This window comes from Vibrio sp. LQ2, from assembly GCF_023920125.1.
Classification (GTDB): domain Bacteria; phylum Pseudomonadota; class Gammaproteobacteria; order Enterobacterales; family Vibrionaceae; genus Vibrio; species Vibrio fluvialis.
The window spans coordinates 1,074,883-1,093,887 of the sequence record NZ_CP085308.1 but is presented as its reverse complement, the minus strand read 5'-3'; the positions used below and the strand labels follow the sequence as shown (position 1 = coordinate 1,093,887).

The window sequence follows — 19,005 nt, the reverse complement described above, 5'->3', positions numbered from 1 at the left end:
ATGAGCCAGTTTTTTTATGTGCATCCTGAAAATCCGCAGGCGCGCCTGATCAACCAAGCGGTGGCTATCATTCGTAACGGCGGCGTCGTGGTTTACCCGACCGATTCCGGCTACGCACTGGGCTGTCAGTTAGAAAACAAACACGCGCTGGAGCGTATTTGCCAAATTCGACGTTTAGACGACAAGCACAACTTCACTCTGATGTGTCGCGATCTGTCTGAGCTGTCTCTTTATGCCCGTGTCGATAACGCAGCGTTTCGCCTGTTAAAGAACAACACGCCGGGGCCTTACACCTTTATTTTTAAAGGAACCAAAGAAGTGCCGCGCCGTCTGATGAATGCAAAGCGTAAAACCATCGGTATTCGTGTGCCTGACAACAAAATCGCACTGGATTTATTAGAAGCGATGGGTGAGCCGCTGATGTCGACTTCACTGATCTTACCGGGTAACGAAACGACCGAGTCAGATCCGGAAGAGATCCGCGATCGTCTTGAGCACGCGGTTGATGTCATTTTGAACGGCGGTTATCTGGGCGAGCAGCCAACGACCGTGATCGATTTCAGCGAAGATGACATGCAGGTTGTGCGTTTTGGCGCCGGGGATCCCACCCCATTCCAATAATCCTCGGGCCCAGAAAGCCGAGAGGGTTAAAGCCCCTGATAAAACGGGTGCTTTTTGCGAGAGAATTTGCGATACTACGCGACCGCGATTTTGAGGTCGCATCTTGTTATTCGACGTCTGAGAAGACGACACAATTAGGTAGATAAATGAGCGAAAAGTTACAAAAGGTTTTAGCACGTGCTGGTCATGGTTCTCGTCGTGAGCTAGAAGCTCTGATTCGAGCTGGGCGCGTAAGTGTTAATGGCAAGGTAGCTGTACTGGGCGAGCGCCTGGAAGATGAAAACGCCGTAGTGCGTATTGACGGACATGCTGTGTCTGCAAAAGCGCAAGAAGAAGTCATTTGCCGCGTACTGGCGTACTACAAGCCAGAAGGTGAACTGTGTACTCGTCACGACCCTGAAGGTCGTCGTACAGTATTTGACCGTCTACCCAAGATTCGTGGTTCTCGCTGGATTTCGGTGGGACGTCTGGATGCCAACACATCCGGTCTGCTGCTGTTCACAACTGATGGTGAACTGGCGAACCGCCTGATGCACCCAAGCCGTCAGGTTGAACGTGAATACCTTGTGCGTGTATTCGGTGATGTGACCGAAGATAAAATCCGCAATCTGGTTCGCGGCGTGCAACTGGAAGATGGTCTGGCTCGCTTTGAAGACGTGGTCTACGCGGGCGGTGAAGGCATGAACCATACGTTCTACGTGGTGATCAACGAAGGTCGTAACCGTGAAGTACGCCGTCTGTGGGAATCGCAAGAAACCACAGTAAGCCGTCTGAAACGTGTGCGTTACGGTGACATTTTCCTCGATAAAAAACTGCCTCGTGGCGGTTGGATGGAACTGGACCTGAAAGATGTGAACTACCTGCGTGAGCTGGTGGAGCTGAAGCCAGAGAAAACCACCATGCTGGACGTGTCCAAAGACAACACATCTCGTAAACGTGAGCGTTCACGCAGCCAGAAAATCCGTCGTGCAGTGCGCCGTCACGAAGAACGTGTGACTGCTCCTGCGGGTCGTAGCGGCAACTCTCGCCGCAAAGAAGGTGGTTCATCAGGCTCTCGCCAAAAAGCGGGTAACACCAGCGCGGCACCGCGTAAAGGTCGTTAATCTCTCGCTCTAAGAACGTATAAAAATCCCGGGCTTGTCCCGGGATTTTTTATGCCCGGAAAACAGCGTGAAGTCGCAAGCTCAAGCAATGAGTAGCAAAAGAAAAGCAGCAGGTGTGAGAAAGTCATAACGTCTCATACTAAAAAAGCCGCGATCACATTGGTATGCTGTTTTTCAAAAACGTTAATGCCCCAAAATTAGCTAACACAAGCTTCTTGGCTTCTTTCACATGTCAGTTCTTGACCTACTTTTCCTAATAGTTGATTAATATCTTGGTTTGGCACAAAGAGTCATAGGTAAAGTGCCTTATTCCTTTGCATTAATTTTTAAACAACTGATAGGTATCCTCTTGGTTTCTCGGTGTATCATATCCCTATATAGTTGAATGAAATCAAATAAGTTTCTATCTATTCGTTTAAATCAAGGGAAGATACTATGGCTGCAAATCATGTCGAGCATTCAAGGGATTGGTCGAAGATTAAATCTCTTTTGGCGCTATCCACACGAGCCTCATCTGATTCGCAGAAATTCTACAGTTTAGAAAGACAGAAAGAAGCCAAGGATTTAGCTACTTTTCTAATGCTCTCATCACTTACAACAGAAGCACTAGATAGAAACTGTGTAACTGAGCTTCTTAATGGTACTAAGTCATGGGAACGTAATGGCGAACTTGTATCGATTAGTAAAGGCATTGAAATTGAATATTTAGAAGAATGCTGCCTTATAACATTTGAGGCTGATTACCTTTTGCTTACCTGTAACTTAGAACACGACCTAGAGCGGCAAGTTGATGACTCTCTAGTTCCTGTAATAGAAACTCTTAGAACTTTACAACATATCCAGCGCGGTCAAGAAGGATATAAAAAAACTAATCTCTGTGTTTCGGAAGATATATGGGATAGAGAATTTACTAGCACAACCCTTTTATTCACCTGTGTTGAAAAAGAAGATAACTGTTATGTATTTAATGGAAGAGAGCATAACCTTAACCAGTTAGTTAGTAGCTTTTTATGGCAGATGTTACTTTCTAACACAGCTAACGCTAATGAAGCCTTTGGAAAATGGCTACGTATCATGCGATTAACGTGTAGTAGCGCTTTCCCTGTTCTTAAATATGTGACTTCAGAATCAGAGTACAAAGCTTACACAGTCGAACTGCAAAAATATTTATTAGAGCTCCCTGTTCCTAGAGATTTAACACGTTCAATATTAAATAGTAACTGGTTTTCAGACGTTGTTCGCAACTATACTCCAGTGATAAGCATGTCGATTGAGCTTTCACCAACGAAGGGAAAAACGAAAAATACAGATAAATGTGTAAACCAGCCTCGAAAAAATGTGATTACAAAAAGCTCTTTGCCTTCTTTTAATGCTCATTCATTACGTCAGGTTAGTAAAAATGAGTTTTCTCAGATACAGGAGCATTTGGAAAGCAGAACTTATCACTATGGGATTGGGTACTTTTATAGTTGGTTAATTTCAGATTTCATAGAGCAAAATATTTGTGTTGAAACCCATTCGCTATCTTATCCTCGTATAGTTATAGATTTGATTGAATTTTCGTTGGAGCATCCTTTACTTAAGCATCTGCTTTTCTGTGACTTGTTTCGATTTAAAATATTACCTAAATATTTCTGTCTTCTCCTATCTAGAATAGACACATGCAACTTCGCAATATACTGGTTTTCCTATTTCTATGATGACATCGCGAATCAGATTTTAAATCGAGGTGTTTTAGAAGAATTGGAGATTTTTATTTCCCAAAAGTATGCAGAAACTAACACTAACAATGTTTATTGTAATGAAGATTTTATTGATATTGTGCTTGTATTAACTAATAAGTTAGGCTTATACAAAGATAACTTTAAAGATTCAACCTATCTCACCCTGTTTAACAACTTTTTAGAGCATCAACAGTCTAATAAAATACTATCGATGATTGATATTATTAAAAATGTGGAGTTAAGTGAACATGCTTATCCTAATCCAGCGGTTTTTAATCTCCGTAATAACAAGTATTTCTTGTTATGGTGGCTATATGATTTTATTGATAGAAATTCACTTGATACTGAACAGGTGCATATAAGTGAATTAGTCAACCTCATAACTAATGAGCTAGAGCAAGACCTGATATTAAATCTTGAAGGGAAAAAATCAAACCTAGATGCTTCAATCCTTATAAAACAGTTTCCTTGGTACAAATTAGTTATTGACGATAATGTAGAACGGCTATTGTTGATTTCTAAAAGGCATAAAACCGAATGGTCATCTGCTCTGCTATGGAGAAACGATTCACAGTATACAGCGAAAGGGGCTATAAGCTGTTACTTTCAAATACTGATGGTGATTGCAAATCATGACTCTTGCCAACATTTAAGTAAGCTGCATAAAAGAAATATATCTATCGTTGACAATTTAGGCTTCGGTACTAATGAAAGAGATGGGTTATTTGGCCCTGTTGGAGTACATGATTACGATTTATGGCCTGATTTCTGTGTCTATATAAACAAAATCGATGACTCAGACTTCGAAAACTTTCTTGATTCAAATGACGAGACCCTAACAAACTCACAGCTTTTCCAATTGTTGGAGGCTTGTATTCATCCTTCAAGAAAAGATCGTATCAAATCAGCTATTACAAAACTCGCAATAGATAATATTGATAAGAGCTCTTTGGATGACTTAGAAAAAACATTTGTATCAGCATACCATGCTTCTGAATTTGATCTTGCTCGGACCGTTCTTAATCAAGCTAGTCATGAACTGAATGAAGGTAGGTTCAAAGATCAGCACCATCCCCTCTTTGCTGATAAACGTCAATTGATAAAGTGTTATCAATATAAATTAGACGTTACATTGTTGGCTATTAATCAAGACGAATACGACCCTGATTTTCAATCACATATTAACGCTATCCCTATTCCCTTTACCAATAAAGAGAAAAATTATTACAACGAATGTGAACATTTTAGACGCTACTATCTAGCATATTATCTGATCGAACATGATACCAATAAGAGCATTCTTATTTTGGAAAAACTGGTCAAAGATACTAGTAACCCAGAACATATTTTAATGCTGTTACATGCGTATCTTGCTAACCATCATGAAGCTTCAAATATAAATTTGATTCGAAATGCTTTGGCAAAAGTAAAACAATCGGCAGAAGCGAAATGGTCTGTTATCTCGAGTTATCCATTACCTTGGATATCTGGAATACTTCATGCTTACTCAACGATTGATGACATCAGTTCAATGAGGAAAACATGGGAACTATTGAGCTCAGCTCAGAAATTTCTTCCTCAGTTACTTACACCTTACTGTGAATTACTGCTCAAGCATAAGTTGGTAAAAGAAGCAGATATAGCATTTTCAGCTTATATTAAATTCCTAGGTCAATATGAAGTACTGCCAGGTGAATTAGAAAAAATCAACGATACTATAATGAATGCTTTAGCGAAGGAATTATCTGCTACGCAATATATAGACCGTTTTGCAGAAAGGAATCAAAGAAGTCCTGAGCAACTAGCAAATAGCTTTAAACTTATCAACGGTAGTGATGTCGAAACATATGTGAAGATAACAAATAATAGCTCTGTTGAAGAGTATTTAGTTGAAACAGTTTCTTCAGTCTCTAAAGAATTACTTAGCCGCAGTAAAAATATTTACATACCTGTCAAAGATAAGGAACCCTCATCTGGATACTCTAGTAAACCAGCAAACGAAGATCGAATTAATCAATGGTTTTGTAGTCTTTTTAACATGAGAGAAAAAAACTCTCCATTTCATATTTTGGATCAAAGTCAAATAGGTAGTTCATCTTCAGGTAAAAGCTATGGTGAGGTGGATGGTGTCATAGTCGATAACAATCAAAGTAGACGTATTGCGCTATTTGAAGCGTTTCGCCTTCTTAAATGGGATACTACCGTAATCAATGACCATATGGATAAGCTTGCAGGGTATGATCGAGAGTGCTTTGATACGATATTTGTTGTTGTATATGCATTCGATAATGATTTTGTCACCCTATTAGATAAGTATAAGAACCACATAAAACAACGTCAGCACATAGGTTTTACCAAAGCAAATGGTTATGCCCTTGAAACTGTAAATGGTGAAGATTCAGATACCTTTTGGATGGGAAAAGAAGAACGTCAGCGTGGTAACGTTACTGTTTCGATTTATCATGTCGTCATTAGCTTTTACTGTGAAAAAAGTATTGAACCATAAACTTGTTCAAAGCGGTGGATTTTTCCCATACATTTTTTCATGCAAACTGGACTTGTGTTGTTTCTATTCGTAACACGAAATTGTCCAATTGCGAGTTAGATTTGTACCTTACAAACAGGGAAAAATTCATGGATGAATTTTTAGGTTTTCGGCGTCGGGAACGCCTAAAACCGTCCCGGCCAGCGACCATGAAGTAAAAGGCACTTTCTGGATACTCTTTGTGCCAGCAAAGAGTATCTGGTGCGCTTTACCAAAGCCACGTGGTTCGTTAAATCTAAAGCGCAACAAACCACACCAAACTAAACCAGAAACGTATTTCATTGGAGGAGCAAGACAACCCATCTGAAACTTGATTCCTCTCCCACAGCAGATAAAGAAAAGCCCCGGGCCAATCGGCGACGGGGCTTTTGCTCTCTTAATGATCATCAAATCATAGTGTTTGATTGAGTTGGAAGTAGCGACCTTGCTGTGCCAACAGTGCTTGGTGGCTGCCGTGCTCGACGATTTCACCTTGTTCAATCAGGCAAACGGCATCCATCGTTTCCAGTTCGACTAGGCGGTGGGTAATGAAGATGACCGTCTTGTTCTCGAAATGGGATTGAAACAGCGCCATGATTTGTTGTTCAGTCTGTTTATCCAGACCTTCAGTTGGTTCATCCAGCAGCAGGATTGGGCCATTGTGCAGCAGGGCACGGGCAATACCGATACGACGTTTCTCACCGCCGGATAGCTGACGTCCACCGTCACCCAGCCAAGCATCCAGCCCCGGTGCTTCGAGCAGCTTACCCAGACCGACACGTTCCAGCATCGCGCTCAGTTCGCTGTCATTCGCGGTTGGTTTGGCCATGATAAGGTTGTCACGCAGGCTGCCGTTGAGAATGTCGACGCGCTGGCTCACCACACTGATTGCTGCACGCAGATCGCTCTCTTTCCACTCTTGCAGGCGCGTACCCGCAATGCGGATGTCGCCTTGTTGTGCATCCCAATAGCGACACAGCAATTGAATCAGCGTCGATTTGCCTGAACCGGTTTGGCCGACAATCGCGACTTTGTTGCCCGCTGGAATAGTCAGGCTCACGTCTTTCAATGCTGGCTGTTCGCCGCCGCTGTAGTTGAACGTCAGGTTCTCAAAGGTGATATCAAACTGACCCGAATGACGAGTCTCTTCGCTTGGGAATTTCACGTCCGGCTCGGAGAGAATGATCTCATTCAGGCGGCGTGCTGACGTTAGCGTTTGACCCAGATGTTGGAACGCGCCCGCGATTGGCATCAGCAGTTCAACACTGGCCATGGTCGCAAACACCACCAGAGCAATCATCGGATCCGGTGCTTGACCATTCACGCCGTCTGCTGCCAGCCACAGCATCAGAACCAAGGTCCAGCCGTTTGCCAGCAGAAGTAGGGCAGAGGCAAGGCCGGTAAAGCTTGCGTTAACTTTTTGGTTTGCCAGCAGTTTTTCCTGCGCCGCGTAAATTGCGTCACGGTAGCGAGACTCCGCACCGAAAATGGTCAGTTCGCTATAGCCTTGCAGCCAGTCGAGCGTGGCAACGCGCATCTCGGCTTTGTGCTGTGTCAGCTCTGCGCCGTTGCGTTTTCCCAGCTTGTAGAACATCACCGGCCACACCAGTAGCAGAACCAGTAGTACGCTACCGAGTGTTAAACCCAAGGCCATGTCAAACCAGCACAAGAGCGCAGTGAGGGCAGCAATACCTAAGACGCCCACCGTCACCGGGCTAATGAGGCGCAGGTAAACGTGGTCCATCGCATCGATGTCTGCCACCAAACGGTTGAGCAGGTCTGCATCGCGCAGATTCGACACGCGGCCCGGAATCATCGGTGCCAGCTTTTCAAAGAAGAAGATACGCAGATCGGTCAGGAGTTTGAACGTTGCGTTGTGACTCACCACACGCTCGCCCCAACGACCAGCGGTACGACCCATCGCAAAGCCGCGCACAAACGCGCCCGGTAACATGTAGTTGAACGTTTCACGGGCGATGGTCAGGCCAGCAACCGCTGCGGCAGACAAGAACCAGCCGGACAACGTTAACAAACCAATCGAAGCGCACAGCGTGACAAACGCCAGCAGCATACCCAGTGTCAGACCGAACCAATGCTTTTTATACAGTTTCAGATAAGGCAGTAAATCACGCATCGAGGTTCCCCTTATTCGCTTCTTGAAGGGCTTGGTTGGACGCTAACATGGTGGCAAACAAGCCATCTTGCTGGCTGAGCGTGGCATAGTCGCCCGCTTGAACCAACTGACCATCCTGCATCACCAGGATTTGATTCACTGACTTGAGTGGCAGCAGTTGGTGCGTCACCAGCAGCGCCGTCTTGTGCGTGATTTGTTGATTGAGGCCTTGCATCACCAGCTGTTCGCTGCGTGCATCCAAACTGGCGGTCGGTTCATCCAACAGCCAGAACTGGCCGTTTTGCAGCATAGCGCGCGCCAGCGCAAGGCGCTGCGCCTGACCCACCGACAAACCGCCGGAGCGATCGCTGATTGGGTAATCCAGGCCATGCTTGCTGACAAACTCAGCCGCAAAAGAGCTGTCCAGGACCGTTTGTACTTGCGCATCCGCGATATTGGATTTACCGAGAGTGACGTTGTCACGAATGGTGCCATGCACCAACAACGGGTTTTGTCCCACCCAACTGATCTGTTTGCGCCAGTGCGCATGATCCAGTTCACTCAGTTCGATGCCGTTGATGCTAAGGCTGCCGCGGTAGGGCATGAAACCCAGAATGGCATTGATCAGGCTGGTTTTGCCTGCGCCGCTTGGGCCGACCAGTGCGGTCGTCTGTTGGCTATTGAGCGTAAAGGTCAGTGGACCGACAAGGCATTTGCCTTCTGGGCTGAACACTTCCAGATCGCGCGCAACAATTTCGACGCCCTGCATCTCAGGCAGAGTTTGTGACCCCGACTGCACCTGGCTGACATCGATATTCAAAAACTCAACAATGCTTTCTGCTGCGCCGACCGCTTGCTGTTTCGCATGGTAGAAGGTGCCCAGATCGCGCAGTGGTTGATAAAACTCAGGCGCAAGCACCAACACAAAAATACCGGCAAACAGTGTGACACTGGCGCCATAGCCGCCGAAATTCAGTTCGCCGATAAAGCTAAAGCCAAAATACACCGCGGTGATCGCAATCGAGATCGAGGTGAAAAATTCCAGTACGGCAGATGACAAGAACGCAATGCGCAAGACATCCATGGTGCGTTTACGAAACACTTCGGATGCGCCTTTCATCTGCTCCGTTTCTGCACTGGTGCGGTCAAACAGACGAATGGTGGTCATCGATTGCAGACGGTCGTAAAAGTGACCGGATAAGCGTTGCAGTGCTTTGAAGTTTTTGCGTCCGGCGTCAGCGGCTTTGATGCCCACCAATGCCATGAAAAGCGGAACCAGTGGTGCGGTGATGAGAAAAATCAAACCAGCGGCCCAGTTGACCGGGAAAACGACAATAAGAATGACAAACGGGATCAGCACAGAAAGCGACATTTGCGGCAGGTAACGCGCGAAGAAGTCGTGCATGTTCTCGACTTGCTCCAACGTCAATGTGGCCCATGCACCTGCTGGTTTGCCTTTGATGTAGGCTGGGCCTAGTGCGCGCAGTTTGTCGAAAATTAACTGGCGGATATAGATTCGAATTTGCTGACCAGCGCGAAAACCAGCCAATTCTCGGGCCCAGGAACAGCCGGCGCGAATGGCGATGGTGACGGCCAATCCGACGAAATAAGGGATCAGTTCGTGTTTGTCGACATGCTCAATAATGAGCTGATGCAGAATAGAGGCGAGAAGGGCGGCCTGGGCGAGTAGGAACACACTTGATAACACGCCAAGCCCCACAGCAAGCATCAGCCAGCGTTTGGCGAGTTTGCTTTGCTGCTTGAGCCAAATATTCAAGCTACGTTGCTTTTTCTTATCCATTTTGAAGGCTTATTGAGAATTATTATGTTTTTGGAAGGGCGTTAGTATACAAAAGAAAACCCGGCGGATATACCGCCGGGTTTGTTGCTGTCTTGTCAAAAATGAAAAATAAACTTGTACGTCATATCCACTTAACGTTGCCAGCGTGTTGCTTGCACCATGAAGCGGTAGGGCGTGAGTTATTTATCATTCAGCCCATCAAGGAAGCGTTCTGCGTCAAGCGCGGCCATACAGCCTGTTCCCGCAGAGGTAATCGCCTGACGGTAGTTATGATCCATCACATCACCGGCTGCGAAGATGCCTTCGATACTGGTTTGTGTTGCGTTACCTTCCAGACCAGATTTCACGATGATGTAGCCATCTTTCATGTCCAACTGACCTTCGAAAATCGCGGTATTTGGCTGGTGGCCGATGGCAATAAACACGCCCATCACGTCGAATTCTTCCGTGGCACCGGATTGTGTGTCTTTCAGACGCACGCCAGTCACACCCATATCGTCGCCCAGCACTTCGTCCAGAGTACGATCGGTGTGCAGGATGATGTTGCCGTTTTCAACTTTGTCCATCAGACGGTTGATCAGAATCTTCTCGGCACGGAAGCTGTCACGACGGTGGATCAGGTGAACTTCGGCGGCAATGTTAGACAGGTAAAGCGCTTCTTCAACTGCCGTGTTACCGCCACCTACCACCGCAACTTTCTGGTTGCGATAGAAGAAACCATCACACGTCGCACACGCCGATACGCCGCGACCTTTGAACGCTTCTTCCGAGTCCAGACCTAAGTATTTCGCTGATGCACCGGTTGAGATGATCAGGGCGTCACAGGTGTATTCGCCACTGTCGCCTTTCAGGCGGTAAGGGCGCTGAGAAAAATCAACTTGGTTGATGTGATCAAACACGATTTCCGTTTCAAAACGCTCAGCGTGCTCTTTCATACGCTCCATCAGCGCAGGACCAGTCAGGCCTTCAGCATCGCCCGGCCAGTTTTCTACTTCTGTGGTTGTGGTCAGCTGACCACCTTGCTGCATACCTGTTACCAGAACAGGGTTTAGGTTCGCGCGTGCTGCGTACACTGCGGCAGTGTAGCCAGCCGGGCCCGAGCCCAGAATAAGAAGTTTGCAATGTTTAACGTCGCTCATGATTGCTCCACGTTCAATGTGCTCAGTAAATTTGATCGATTGTAGGGAATATAAGCGACCAATTAAAGCCTAAACGCGTGGAGAAACTGTAATTATTCGTTATTAGTTAGAACTTCGAGTCTCACTAAATCCCTTTAAATACAAAGGATTTGACAAGAAGCGGATGGATTCGAACAAAGCGTAATCAATGGTGTGTAAATAATGGGCGGATTGTGCCTTTGGTCCCGACCACATAAAGTTTGGGGTTGCGCACGTTTTTGCTTCAGGCGTAAGGTAGCGCTTTGCATAGCGATAAAGGATCAACCATGGTGAACTGGCCCGCACTACTGAAACTCGACGGAGATGATGAACTTGTCTATCTCGCTTCCGAAGTGCAATTTCATCAAGAGTGTGACGAAATGATTTTGGGCACAGGCGATCATCTTATCGACTGTCAAGGACAGAGCCATCACATTCGTAGCGCAGAGAACAGGCTGACCTTGGTGGCTGATGATAAATGTTACAGCGCTGAAGAAGTTTGCCAACTGATTCAGGCGCATGAATTTGCCGCGGCGCAGGTCTGTGTGACGAAAATCTACTTCCCGACGGTCGAGCAGGCGGTCAGGGCAATGGCGTTTTAATCTTCACCCGCTAAAAAGGACATTGCGTAGAAAGGAGAGGAAATCCGATGGTAGGCATTACAGAGTTACAAGTTTTACTGCAAAGTATGCAGCCGGAGCTGAAAGATGAAGAGGTGGTGTTTTGTAGTGTCAGCGGCGACCTGCAAGATTATCTCGAGCTGAAGCCACTGGCGATGTTTCACGAACGGGAAGGGCTGACATTGGTACTATCGAAAGTCACAGCGCAAACCCACGGCTTGGCATTTGATGGCAGTTTTCAGCAGATCACGCTGAATGTCCATTCAAGTCTTGAAGCGGTTGGTCTGACGGCCGCCGTCTCTGCCGCGCTGACGCAGCAAGAGATCAGTGCCAATGTCATCGCCGCTTATTATCACGACCATATTTTTGTCCCGACTCAGCGCGCCAATGATGCGCTCAACGCGCTGAAGGCTTTATCCAATGAGTAATGATCAGCAACCATGAAACGCCGTCCGGCAGTCTCTCTTCTCCTCATCTCGCCCGGCTATCTTGCCGGGTTTTGTTTATCTGCAATCCGAACCGACGATTATCTCCGAAGATAGCGGATACTTGTGACATAAATAGCATGATTCACTGTCAGGCTTGACGAAGGTTTGGTCTGGTTTTCTTGTGCTGAGTTCAGTTGTATTTATAACTAAATTATTGATATTAAATGGTAAAATTATTTTTTAGTGAAACCGTTCAATTTTTTGAAGTCTGTAATGTTAAAACTGGTCGTTAGTTCTGGTTATTTGATATTTTTTGGTTTTATATGTTATTTATTTAATTATGTTGGATTTATTTGTGGTGAAAAATTGATCTGACAAAATAATTGCGTATTCTGTGTGTAAATTATTTGTTAACAAAACTGATAATTAATGTGTCTTCATTAAGGAGTCGATGATGTTACACTCGCACCAAAATACCCTACATATCACTCAACTGAGTCATCAGGCGATCAACCAGCTTGCGCCGTCGTTTGTCGATCTGCCGCATACTGAACACGCGGATGGCCAGTATCGTTTGCGCCGTTATTCGGTGGTTCAATTCCAGGATGGGATTGTGCTGGAAACGGGCAAAAACGAATTTATGCAAACCGATCACTTCAACCATTTTCAGGGCAACATCGTCCGTCAGTTCGAGCCGATTTTAAAATCGACGCTGCAAAGCGATGGTATGTGCGAAATGTGCAAGCTATTCGTAGAAACCAACCGCCTGCCAAATGGTCAGGAAATCGAGATTCATCAGATTCGCATCGCTACCGTGTTCGATGAAACACAAGTCGCTCCGGAAGGGGTGCATCAGGATGGTTTCGATCACATCGCCATCGTGGGTATTGGTCGTCACAATATCGAAGGCGGCGAAATTCTGCTGTATCAGGATTGTCACGACGACCCGTTTTTCCGCAAAGTGCTGGGCAATGGTGAAGTTGCGATGCTGGCGGACAACAAGTTGTGGCATAACGCCCGTCCGATTCGCTCATTGAGCGGCAATGAACAAGGTTATATGGATCTGTTTGTCCTGACAGCAAAAGGCAGTAATCATGAGCTTCACTCCTGATCAAGCGCGCGTTCAGTTTTCCGCGCTCAATCAACGTATTAACGACAAACCTGTGGTGTTCCTCGATGGCCCGGGTGGATCGCAAGTGCCCCAATCGGTGCTGGAGAAAATGACCGCCTATTTGGGCCATTACAACTCCAATCTCGGCGGACACTATTTTTCCAGTCAGATCACCACGGATTTGATGCAGCAGGCGCGCGAACATGCTCAGGCACTGCTGAATGCAGAATCTTCCGGCAACATTATCTTCGGTGCGAACATGACATCGCTGACGTTTTCGCTCAGCCGCGCAATAAGCCGAGATTGGCAGGTGGGCGATGAAGTGATTGTCACAGCGCTCGACCACTATTCAAATGTATCCAGCTGGCAGCAAGCTGCCGAAGACAAAGGGGCGATTGTGCATCAGGCGCGCATCAATCCTGTAGACTGCACGCTGGATGAAGATCATTTGATTTCGCTCATCAATCCGAACACTAAGCTGGTGGCGCTCACTTACGCCTCCAACACCACAGGCTCTATCGTCAATGTGAAGCGCATCGTCGAAGCGGCGCATCAAGCGGGTGCGATGGTTTACGTGGATGCGGTGCATTACGCGCCACATCATCTCATTGATGTGCAGGAATTGGGGTGTGATTTCCTCGCTTGTTCGGCGTACAAATTCTTTGGCCCACATGTGGGGATTGCGTACGTTTCGTCGCAATGGCTGCATGCCCTCAAGCCTTATAAAGTCGAACCGGCGACCAATATTGGCCCGGGCCGTTTTGAAACCGGCACACAGAGTTTCGAAGGGCTGGCCGGCGTCATTGCGGCTATTGACTATCTGGCGCAGTGGGGAGAGGCGGGGCTGAGTCTGCGCGAACGTCTTGAGCAGAGCTTTGCCCAGTTCAACGAACACGAGCAGACGCTGAGCAAGCATTTCCTTGCCAGACTGGCGGAGTTAAAAGGCGCCACACTCTATGGCCGTGACGATTATCAGAGCGAAAATCGCACGCCGACGTTTGCCATTCGTTTGGATGACTTCCATCCCGAATTGGTCGCCAGAGCACTGGGCGAGCAGAACATCTGCGTATGGAATGGTCACTTCTATGCCTTGGGGTTGGTTCGCCAACTGGATTTGGAAGACAAAGGCGGCGTAGTGCGTATCGGCTGTATGCACTACAACACCACCGAGGAAATCGATTCTCTGTTTGACGCTTTGCAGCGCTTATAACGTTTCCTCAGATGTTGAATACAAGGCTCGCTTTATGCGGGCCTTGTGCGTTTTTACCTCTTGCCGTTATCTCTTCCGCCTTGCCAACGTCACTTCTGCTATCGCGCGCCAATTCTGCTTGAGATCGCATTATTTAATTATAATGATTTATTTTGTCTCATTATGTTCTAATTTTTAATCAAGAACACAAATGAGAAGGTTAAAGGAATGACACAACGAATCGTTATGCCGGGATTGATGGAAGTGGGTGCCGGAGCGCTGAATAAAGTGGCGGAATTACTCACACTTATTGGTTGCCAAAAGCCGCTTATCATCACTGACCGGGTGATGGCGCAATTAGGTTATGTGCCAAGGGTTGAAACCCTGCTAAGTAGTCAGGGCATTCAGTGCGGCGTATTTCTTGATACTGAGCCAGAGCCAACGGAAGCGTCGATTCTGCCGGCTGTTGATCAGGTTCTCAGCGGACAGTTTGACAGCTTGATTGCGCTTGGTGGTGGCAGCGCCATCGACAGCGCCAAGGCGATTGGACTACTGGCCAAACATGGCGGACGCATGCGTGACTACAAAGTGCCTTACGTGGTTAACCAAGCCATTTTGCCAGTGATTGCTATACCGACCACGGCGGGCACGGGCTCTGAAGTCACGCGCGTAACTATCATTACCGATCAAAACAGTGACGAGAAAATGCTCTGCATGGGGCCGGGGTTGATAGCTCGTGCGGCAATCATCGACTTTGAGCTGACGCTTTCCGTTCCGGCACGCATTGCTGCCGATACTGGCATTGATGCGCTGACGCATGCGATTGAAGCTTACGTTAGCGTAAAAGCGAGCGGTTTTACCGACCAGCAGGCGCTCGCGGCGATGCGCCTTATCGCGCCTAATCTGCGCACAGCCGTCACGCGGCCGGACAACATCGGCGCCAAAGAGCAATTGATGCTCGGTGCCACATTGGCAGGCATGGCCTTTTCCAATGCTTCTGTGGCTCTGGTTCACGGCATGAGTCGCCCGATTGGCGCGCACTTTCATGTTCCGCACGGCATGAGCAATGCGATGCTTCTGCCAGCAATTACAGAGTATTCCGTGGCCGCGAGCCCAGAGCGCTATGCAGCGTGTGCCCGTGCGATGGGCCTGGCGGATATTAAAACCAGCGATGAGCAAGCCGTGCAATGCTTACTGGCCGAACTGAAACAGCTTAATGCCGACCTTAATGTGCCGACCTTAGCCGAATTCGGCGTTGAAAAATCCCACTATTTCAGTGTGCTCGACATCATGGCCGAGCAGGCTCTGGCGTCGGGTTCGCCGGGCAACAACCCAAGAGTCCCAAGCAAGGAAGAAGTGATCGACCTTTATAAAACAGTATGGAGCGAACAATGATTGGAAATTTCATTAACAACGAACATTCAGTGGCGACGTCCGGCCGTTCAGCCAAGGTTAGCGATCCGGCTAACGGTAAGATCATCGGCGAAGTCGGTTTATCCAGTGTTCATGATACAGAGCAGGCGATCGCGGTAGCCGAAGCAGCCTGGCCATCCTGGGCGCAGACAACGCCGCTGAATCGCGCGCGGATCCTGTTTCGCTTTAAGGCACTGTTAGAGCAGAATATGGATGCATTGGCCAGCCTCATCAGTCGTGAGCATGGCAAAGTGCACAGCGATGCGTTGGGCGAACTGACTCGCGGGCTTGAAGTGGTGGAGTTTGCTTGCGGTATTCCACATCTGCAAAAAGGGGAGCACAGTCGTAACGTCGGTAGTGAGGTCGATTCGCATTCGATGATGATGCCGCTTGGCGTGTGCGTCGGGATCACGCCGTTTAATTTCCCGGCCATGGTACCGATGTGGATGTTCCCGATCGCATTGGCAACGGGTAACACCTTCATTCTCAAACCGTCAGAGAAAAATCCTTCTGCGGCGCTGAAACTGGCCGAACTGCTGCAACAAGCAGGATTACCGCCCGGTGTATTTAACGTGGTGCAAGGGGATAAAGAAGCGGTGGATACACTGCTGACTGACCCGCGGGTGAAAGCGGTGAGCTTTGTCGGATCTACACCGATTGCGGAGTATATCTATGCCAAAGGTTCGGCTTTCGGTAAGCGAGTACAAGCGCTGGGCGGCGCGAAAAACCATATGGTGGTGATGCCAGATGCCGATATTGAACAAGCGGTTAACGCCTTAATGGGGGCGGCGTTTGGCGCTGCTGGTGAACGCTGTATGGCTATTTCAGTGGCGGTCGCGGTGGGCGATGAGGTTGGCGATCGTCTGGCCCAGGCATTGAGTGCCCGACTGAGTCAACTGCGTGTCGGGCCTGGGTATGGTCAGGACGTTGAAAGCGAAATGGGGCCGCTCATTACCAAAGAGCATCAACAAAAAGTCAGTGCGTATATCGACCGGGGAGAGAGTGAAGGTGCAACGCTGTTGGTGGATGGCCGTCATTATCAGGTACCCGGTTATGAGGAGGGCTTCTACGTCGGTGGAACGCTGTTTGATCATGTGACGCCAGAGATGACCATTTACCGCGAGGAAATCTTCGGACCCGTGCTGTCGATGATGCGTGTCTCTTCTCTTAACGACGCGCTGGAGCTGATCAATGCTCATGAATTTGGTAACGGCTGCGCCATTTTTACGTCGGACGGCGAAGCAGCGCGCCGTTTCAGCGATCAGGTTGAGGTGGGTATGGTGGGTGTCAACGTACCCATCCCGGTTCCCATGGCCTTTCACTCGTTCGGCGGTTGGAAACGCTCTCTGTTCGGACCGCTGCACATGCACGGCAGTGATGGCGTCCGTTTCTTCACCCGAATGAAAACCATCACCACTCGCTGGCCAAAACATCAGCATCAGGCGGCGGATTTTGTTATGCCAACCATGAAATAACCCTCCTTTCACAGTGTTGCTGTTCTGCTTGCAGGCAGCCTTGTGACAGACGCGATGAAGCGTTTGTGTGTGAGACTCGCAATAAAACGCTTTGCCTTATCAGGCATTACGTTGAACGCGCGGTACGAAGTGGTTACTCTGGGCTCGGCATGAAAACAAGATTGAAAAGGATCAGTGTGGTCAGAAGAGAAAAAGGCTCAACGATTGAGCGTGTGCTTCAAATACTCGCGTTTATTGCTCAGCATGATGGGAAGTATGATCGCCAGCAGTTGGCATCGGCGATGGGCTTGCCTGAATTGGCAACAGGCAAACTGCTCACTCAATTGAATGAGCTCGGCATGATCAGTGAAAATCTGCTGCGCAAGGTGGTGGCGGGTCCTCAGTTGCAACAAGTGGCGCTGGCGGTATTGCGCAATGACGTTTTTGCCCGGCAGCGCCTGAGCGTGCTGGAAGCCCTCGCGAATGAGATCGGTGAAACCTGCGGAATTTCTATCCCGAGCGGTATCGACATGCTCTATCTGGAAAAAGTGCAAACCAACTGGCCACTGCAGATTAACCTGCCGGAAGGGAGTAGGGTTCCGCTGGCAGCCACAGCATCAGGCAAGCTTTATCTGGCGACCTTACCGCAAAGCGCGCGCCGGGTGATTATGGATAATCTGGCGCTGGAAGTGTTTACTCAGCAAACCTTGGTCGACAAAACGGCGCTGGCGCAGGAACTTGATGCGATCGCACAACTGGGTTACGGACGAGACAATGGTGAATTTATTGATGGCATGGTGGCGGTGTCGGTGCCGATTCATTGTGGCGAACATCTGTTCGGTTATCTGTTCTGTCACTGTCCTCAAGTGCGTCATTCACTCGAAGCACTGGAAGTCTATTTACCTCAGTTGCGCCGAGCCGCTGCAGAGATTGGTGCATTGATGCAGTGATAATGAACAGCTAGTTGTTATCGTCGTTGAGTTGATAAAGGTTGAGTAACTGTTCACGTGCACGTTCTAAATCCGGCAGATAGCTCAATAACGTTGGGAGAGGTTTGCGGGTTTTCGGGCAATGGCAGAAGAGTGAAGCGAGTAACTTGCCCTGTGGTGAAAACAGGGGAATCGCGACGGCAACCAAACCATCAATGAACTCTTCATTATCCACGCTCACTTGCTGGCTACGGATTTGGCGCAATTCGGCCTCCAGAGATTCCCGATCGCGGTGGGTATTTTTTGCTAACTGTTCTATGGGTGTGCGCTCAAACAGCCGATCGCGCTGCGCTTTATTCAGAGTGCTGAGCAGCAGTTTACCACTGGCTGTGGCCCAGACTGGCGTTCTCATGCCAACAGGCAGCACAATGCGCAGCGGCCAGTTGGTTTCAATCCGTTCCTGATAGACCATCGCGTCGCCATCGGGGACCGCAATCCCACAGGTTTCGTCAATTCGGCGCGAAAGTCCATGCAAAATGGCTTGCAACTGCGCTCGCTGGGTATTGTTGCTCGCAAGGTTCAACGCGATGTTGCGCAGCGCTGCGCCAGGGTAGAGATTGCCACGCTGATCGGTGGTCAGAAAACCTTCCTCATCCAGTTGCTGAACCAAGCGGTGATAGGTCGGTTTGGCGATGTCGGAGTGATAAATCAGCTCTGAAACGGCCACAGGCTGCTCACGTTTGGTGCTTTCACCGATGATTTCAACAATTCGGCTGACAGCGTTTGCTTTGCTTTCCATGCTCACTCATTTCGGAAGG

General features: G+C 48.1%; 14 protein-coding genes. 10 read left to right on the top strand and 4 right to left on the bottom strand.

Annotation, left to right across the window (positions count from 1 at the left end; genetic code table 11):
- The 3 genes from LGV68_RS05160 (at position 1) to LGV68_RS05150 (ending at position 5,954) form a co-directional block, all read left to right on the top strand.
- The gene (locus LGV68_RS05160; RefSeq protein ID WP_020327674.1) at positions 1–621 is read left to right on the top strand and encodes an L-threonylcarbamoyladenylate synthase; all 621 of its coding nucleotides are present in this window, start codon (positions 1–3) and stop codon (positions 619–621) included.
- Positions 622–767: 146 nt separating this feature from the next.
- Complete coding sequence (gene rluB, locus LGV68_RS05155) at positions 768–1,724, top strand: 23S rRNA pseudouridine(2605) synthase RluB (RefSeq protein ID WP_020327673.1); 957 nt, start codon at positions 768–770, stop codon at positions 1,722–1,724.
- A 435-nt stretch (positions 1,725–2,159) separates the two neighbouring features.
- On the top strand, positions 2,160–5,954 hold the full coding sequence (locus tag LGV68_RS05150; protein ID WP_222740861.1) for a hypothetical protein: 3,795 nt from the start codon (positions 2,160–2,162) through the stop codon (positions 5,952–5,954).
- 430 nt (positions 5,955–6,384) lie between these two features.
- Here the strand turns inward: LGV68_RS05150 and cydC are convergent, their stop codons facing one another.
- The 3 genes from cydC to trxB form a co-directional block, all read right to left on the bottom strand.
- The gene (gene cydC, locus LGV68_RS05145) at positions 6,385–8,106 is read right to left on the bottom strand and encodes a cysteine/glutathione ABC transporter ATP-binding protein/permease CydC (RefSeq protein ID WP_233959661.1); all 1,722 of its coding nucleotides are present in this window, start codon (positions 8,104–8,106) and stop codon (positions 6,385–6,387) included.
- Positions 8,099–9,886: a cysteine/glutathione ABC transporter permease/ATP-binding protein CydD gene (cydD, locus tag LGV68_RS05140; protein WP_171933523.1), complete on the bottom strand. Its 1,788-nt coding sequence runs from the start codon at positions 9,884–9,886 to the stop codon at positions 8,099–8,101. The genes cydC and cydD overlap by 8 nt, the downstream gene beginning before the upstream one ends.
- A gap of 179 nt (positions 9,887–10,065) precedes the next feature.
- The gene (gene trxB / locus LGV68_RS05135; RefSeq protein ID WP_202660470.1) at positions 10,066–11,025 is read right to left on the bottom strand and encodes a thioredoxin-disulfide reductase; all 960 of its coding nucleotides are present in this window, start codon (positions 11,023–11,025) and stop codon (positions 10,066–10,068) included.
- 305 nt (positions 11,026–11,330) lie between these two features.
- Here trxB and LGV68_RS05130 point away from each other — a divergent pair, with 305 nt between their 5' ends.
- From LGV68_RS05130 to LGV68_RS05100, 7 genes are all read left to right on the top strand, one after another.
- The gene (locus tag LGV68_RS05130) at positions 11,331–11,645 is read left to right on the top strand and encodes a DUF4144 family protein (RefSeq protein ID WP_061056625.1); all 315 of its coding nucleotides are present in this window, start codon (positions 11,331–11,333) and stop codon (positions 11,643–11,645) included.
- Positions 11,646–11,692: 47 nt separating this feature from the next.
- Positions 11,693–12,091 carry an ACT domain-containing protein gene (locus LGV68_RS05125; protein WP_222763461.1) on the top strand — a complete coding sequence of 133 codons (399 nt, stop codon included), beginning with the start codon at positions 11,693–11,695 and terminating at the stop codon, positions 12,089–12,091.
- 454 nt (positions 12,092–12,545) lie between these two features.
- Positions 12,546–13,202: a 2OG-Fe dioxygenase family protein gene (locus tag LGV68_RS05120; RefSeq protein ID WP_233921819.1), complete on the top strand. Its 657-nt coding sequence runs from the start codon at positions 12,546–12,548 to the stop codon at positions 13,200–13,202.
- The gene (locus LGV68_RS05115; RefSeq protein WP_024374170.1) at positions 13,186–14,412 is read left to right on the top strand and encodes a cysteine desulfurase-like protein; all 1,227 of its coding nucleotides are present in this window, start codon (positions 13,186–13,188) and stop codon (positions 14,410–14,412) included. The genes LGV68_RS05120 and LGV68_RS05115 overlap by 17 nt, the downstream gene beginning before the upstream one ends.
- A 207-nt stretch (positions 14,413–14,619) precedes the next feature.
- On the top strand, positions 14,620–15,786 hold the full coding sequence (locus LGV68_RS05110; protein ID WP_208592442.1) for an iron-containing alcohol dehydrogenase: 1,167 nt from the start codon (positions 14,620–14,622) through the stop codon (positions 15,784–15,786).
- Positions 15,783–17,279, top strand: coding sequence for a CoA-acylating methylmalonate-semialdehyde dehydrogenase (locus LGV68_RS05105; protein WP_222737825.1), 1,497 nt, complete (start codon positions 15,783–15,785; stop codon positions 17,277–17,279). Before LGV68_RS05110 ends, LGV68_RS05105 begins: the two co-directional genes overlap by 4 nt.
- A 176-nt stretch (positions 17,280–17,455) precedes the next feature.
- Positions 17,456–18,208, top strand: coding sequence for an IclR family transcriptional regulator (locus tag LGV68_RS05100; RefSeq protein WP_222749664.1), 753 nt, complete (start codon positions 17,456–17,458; stop codon positions 18,206–18,208).
- Between the two features lie 10 nt (positions 18,209–18,218).
- Here the strand turns inward: LGV68_RS05100 and LGV68_RS05095 are convergent, their stop codons facing one another.
- On the bottom strand, positions 18,219–18,986 hold the full coding sequence (locus tag LGV68_RS05095; RefSeq protein WP_222737827.1) for an IclR family transcriptional regulator: 768 nt from the start codon (positions 18,984–18,986) through the stop codon (positions 18,219–18,221).
- Between the last annotated feature and the right edge of the window lie 19 nt (positions 18,987–19,005).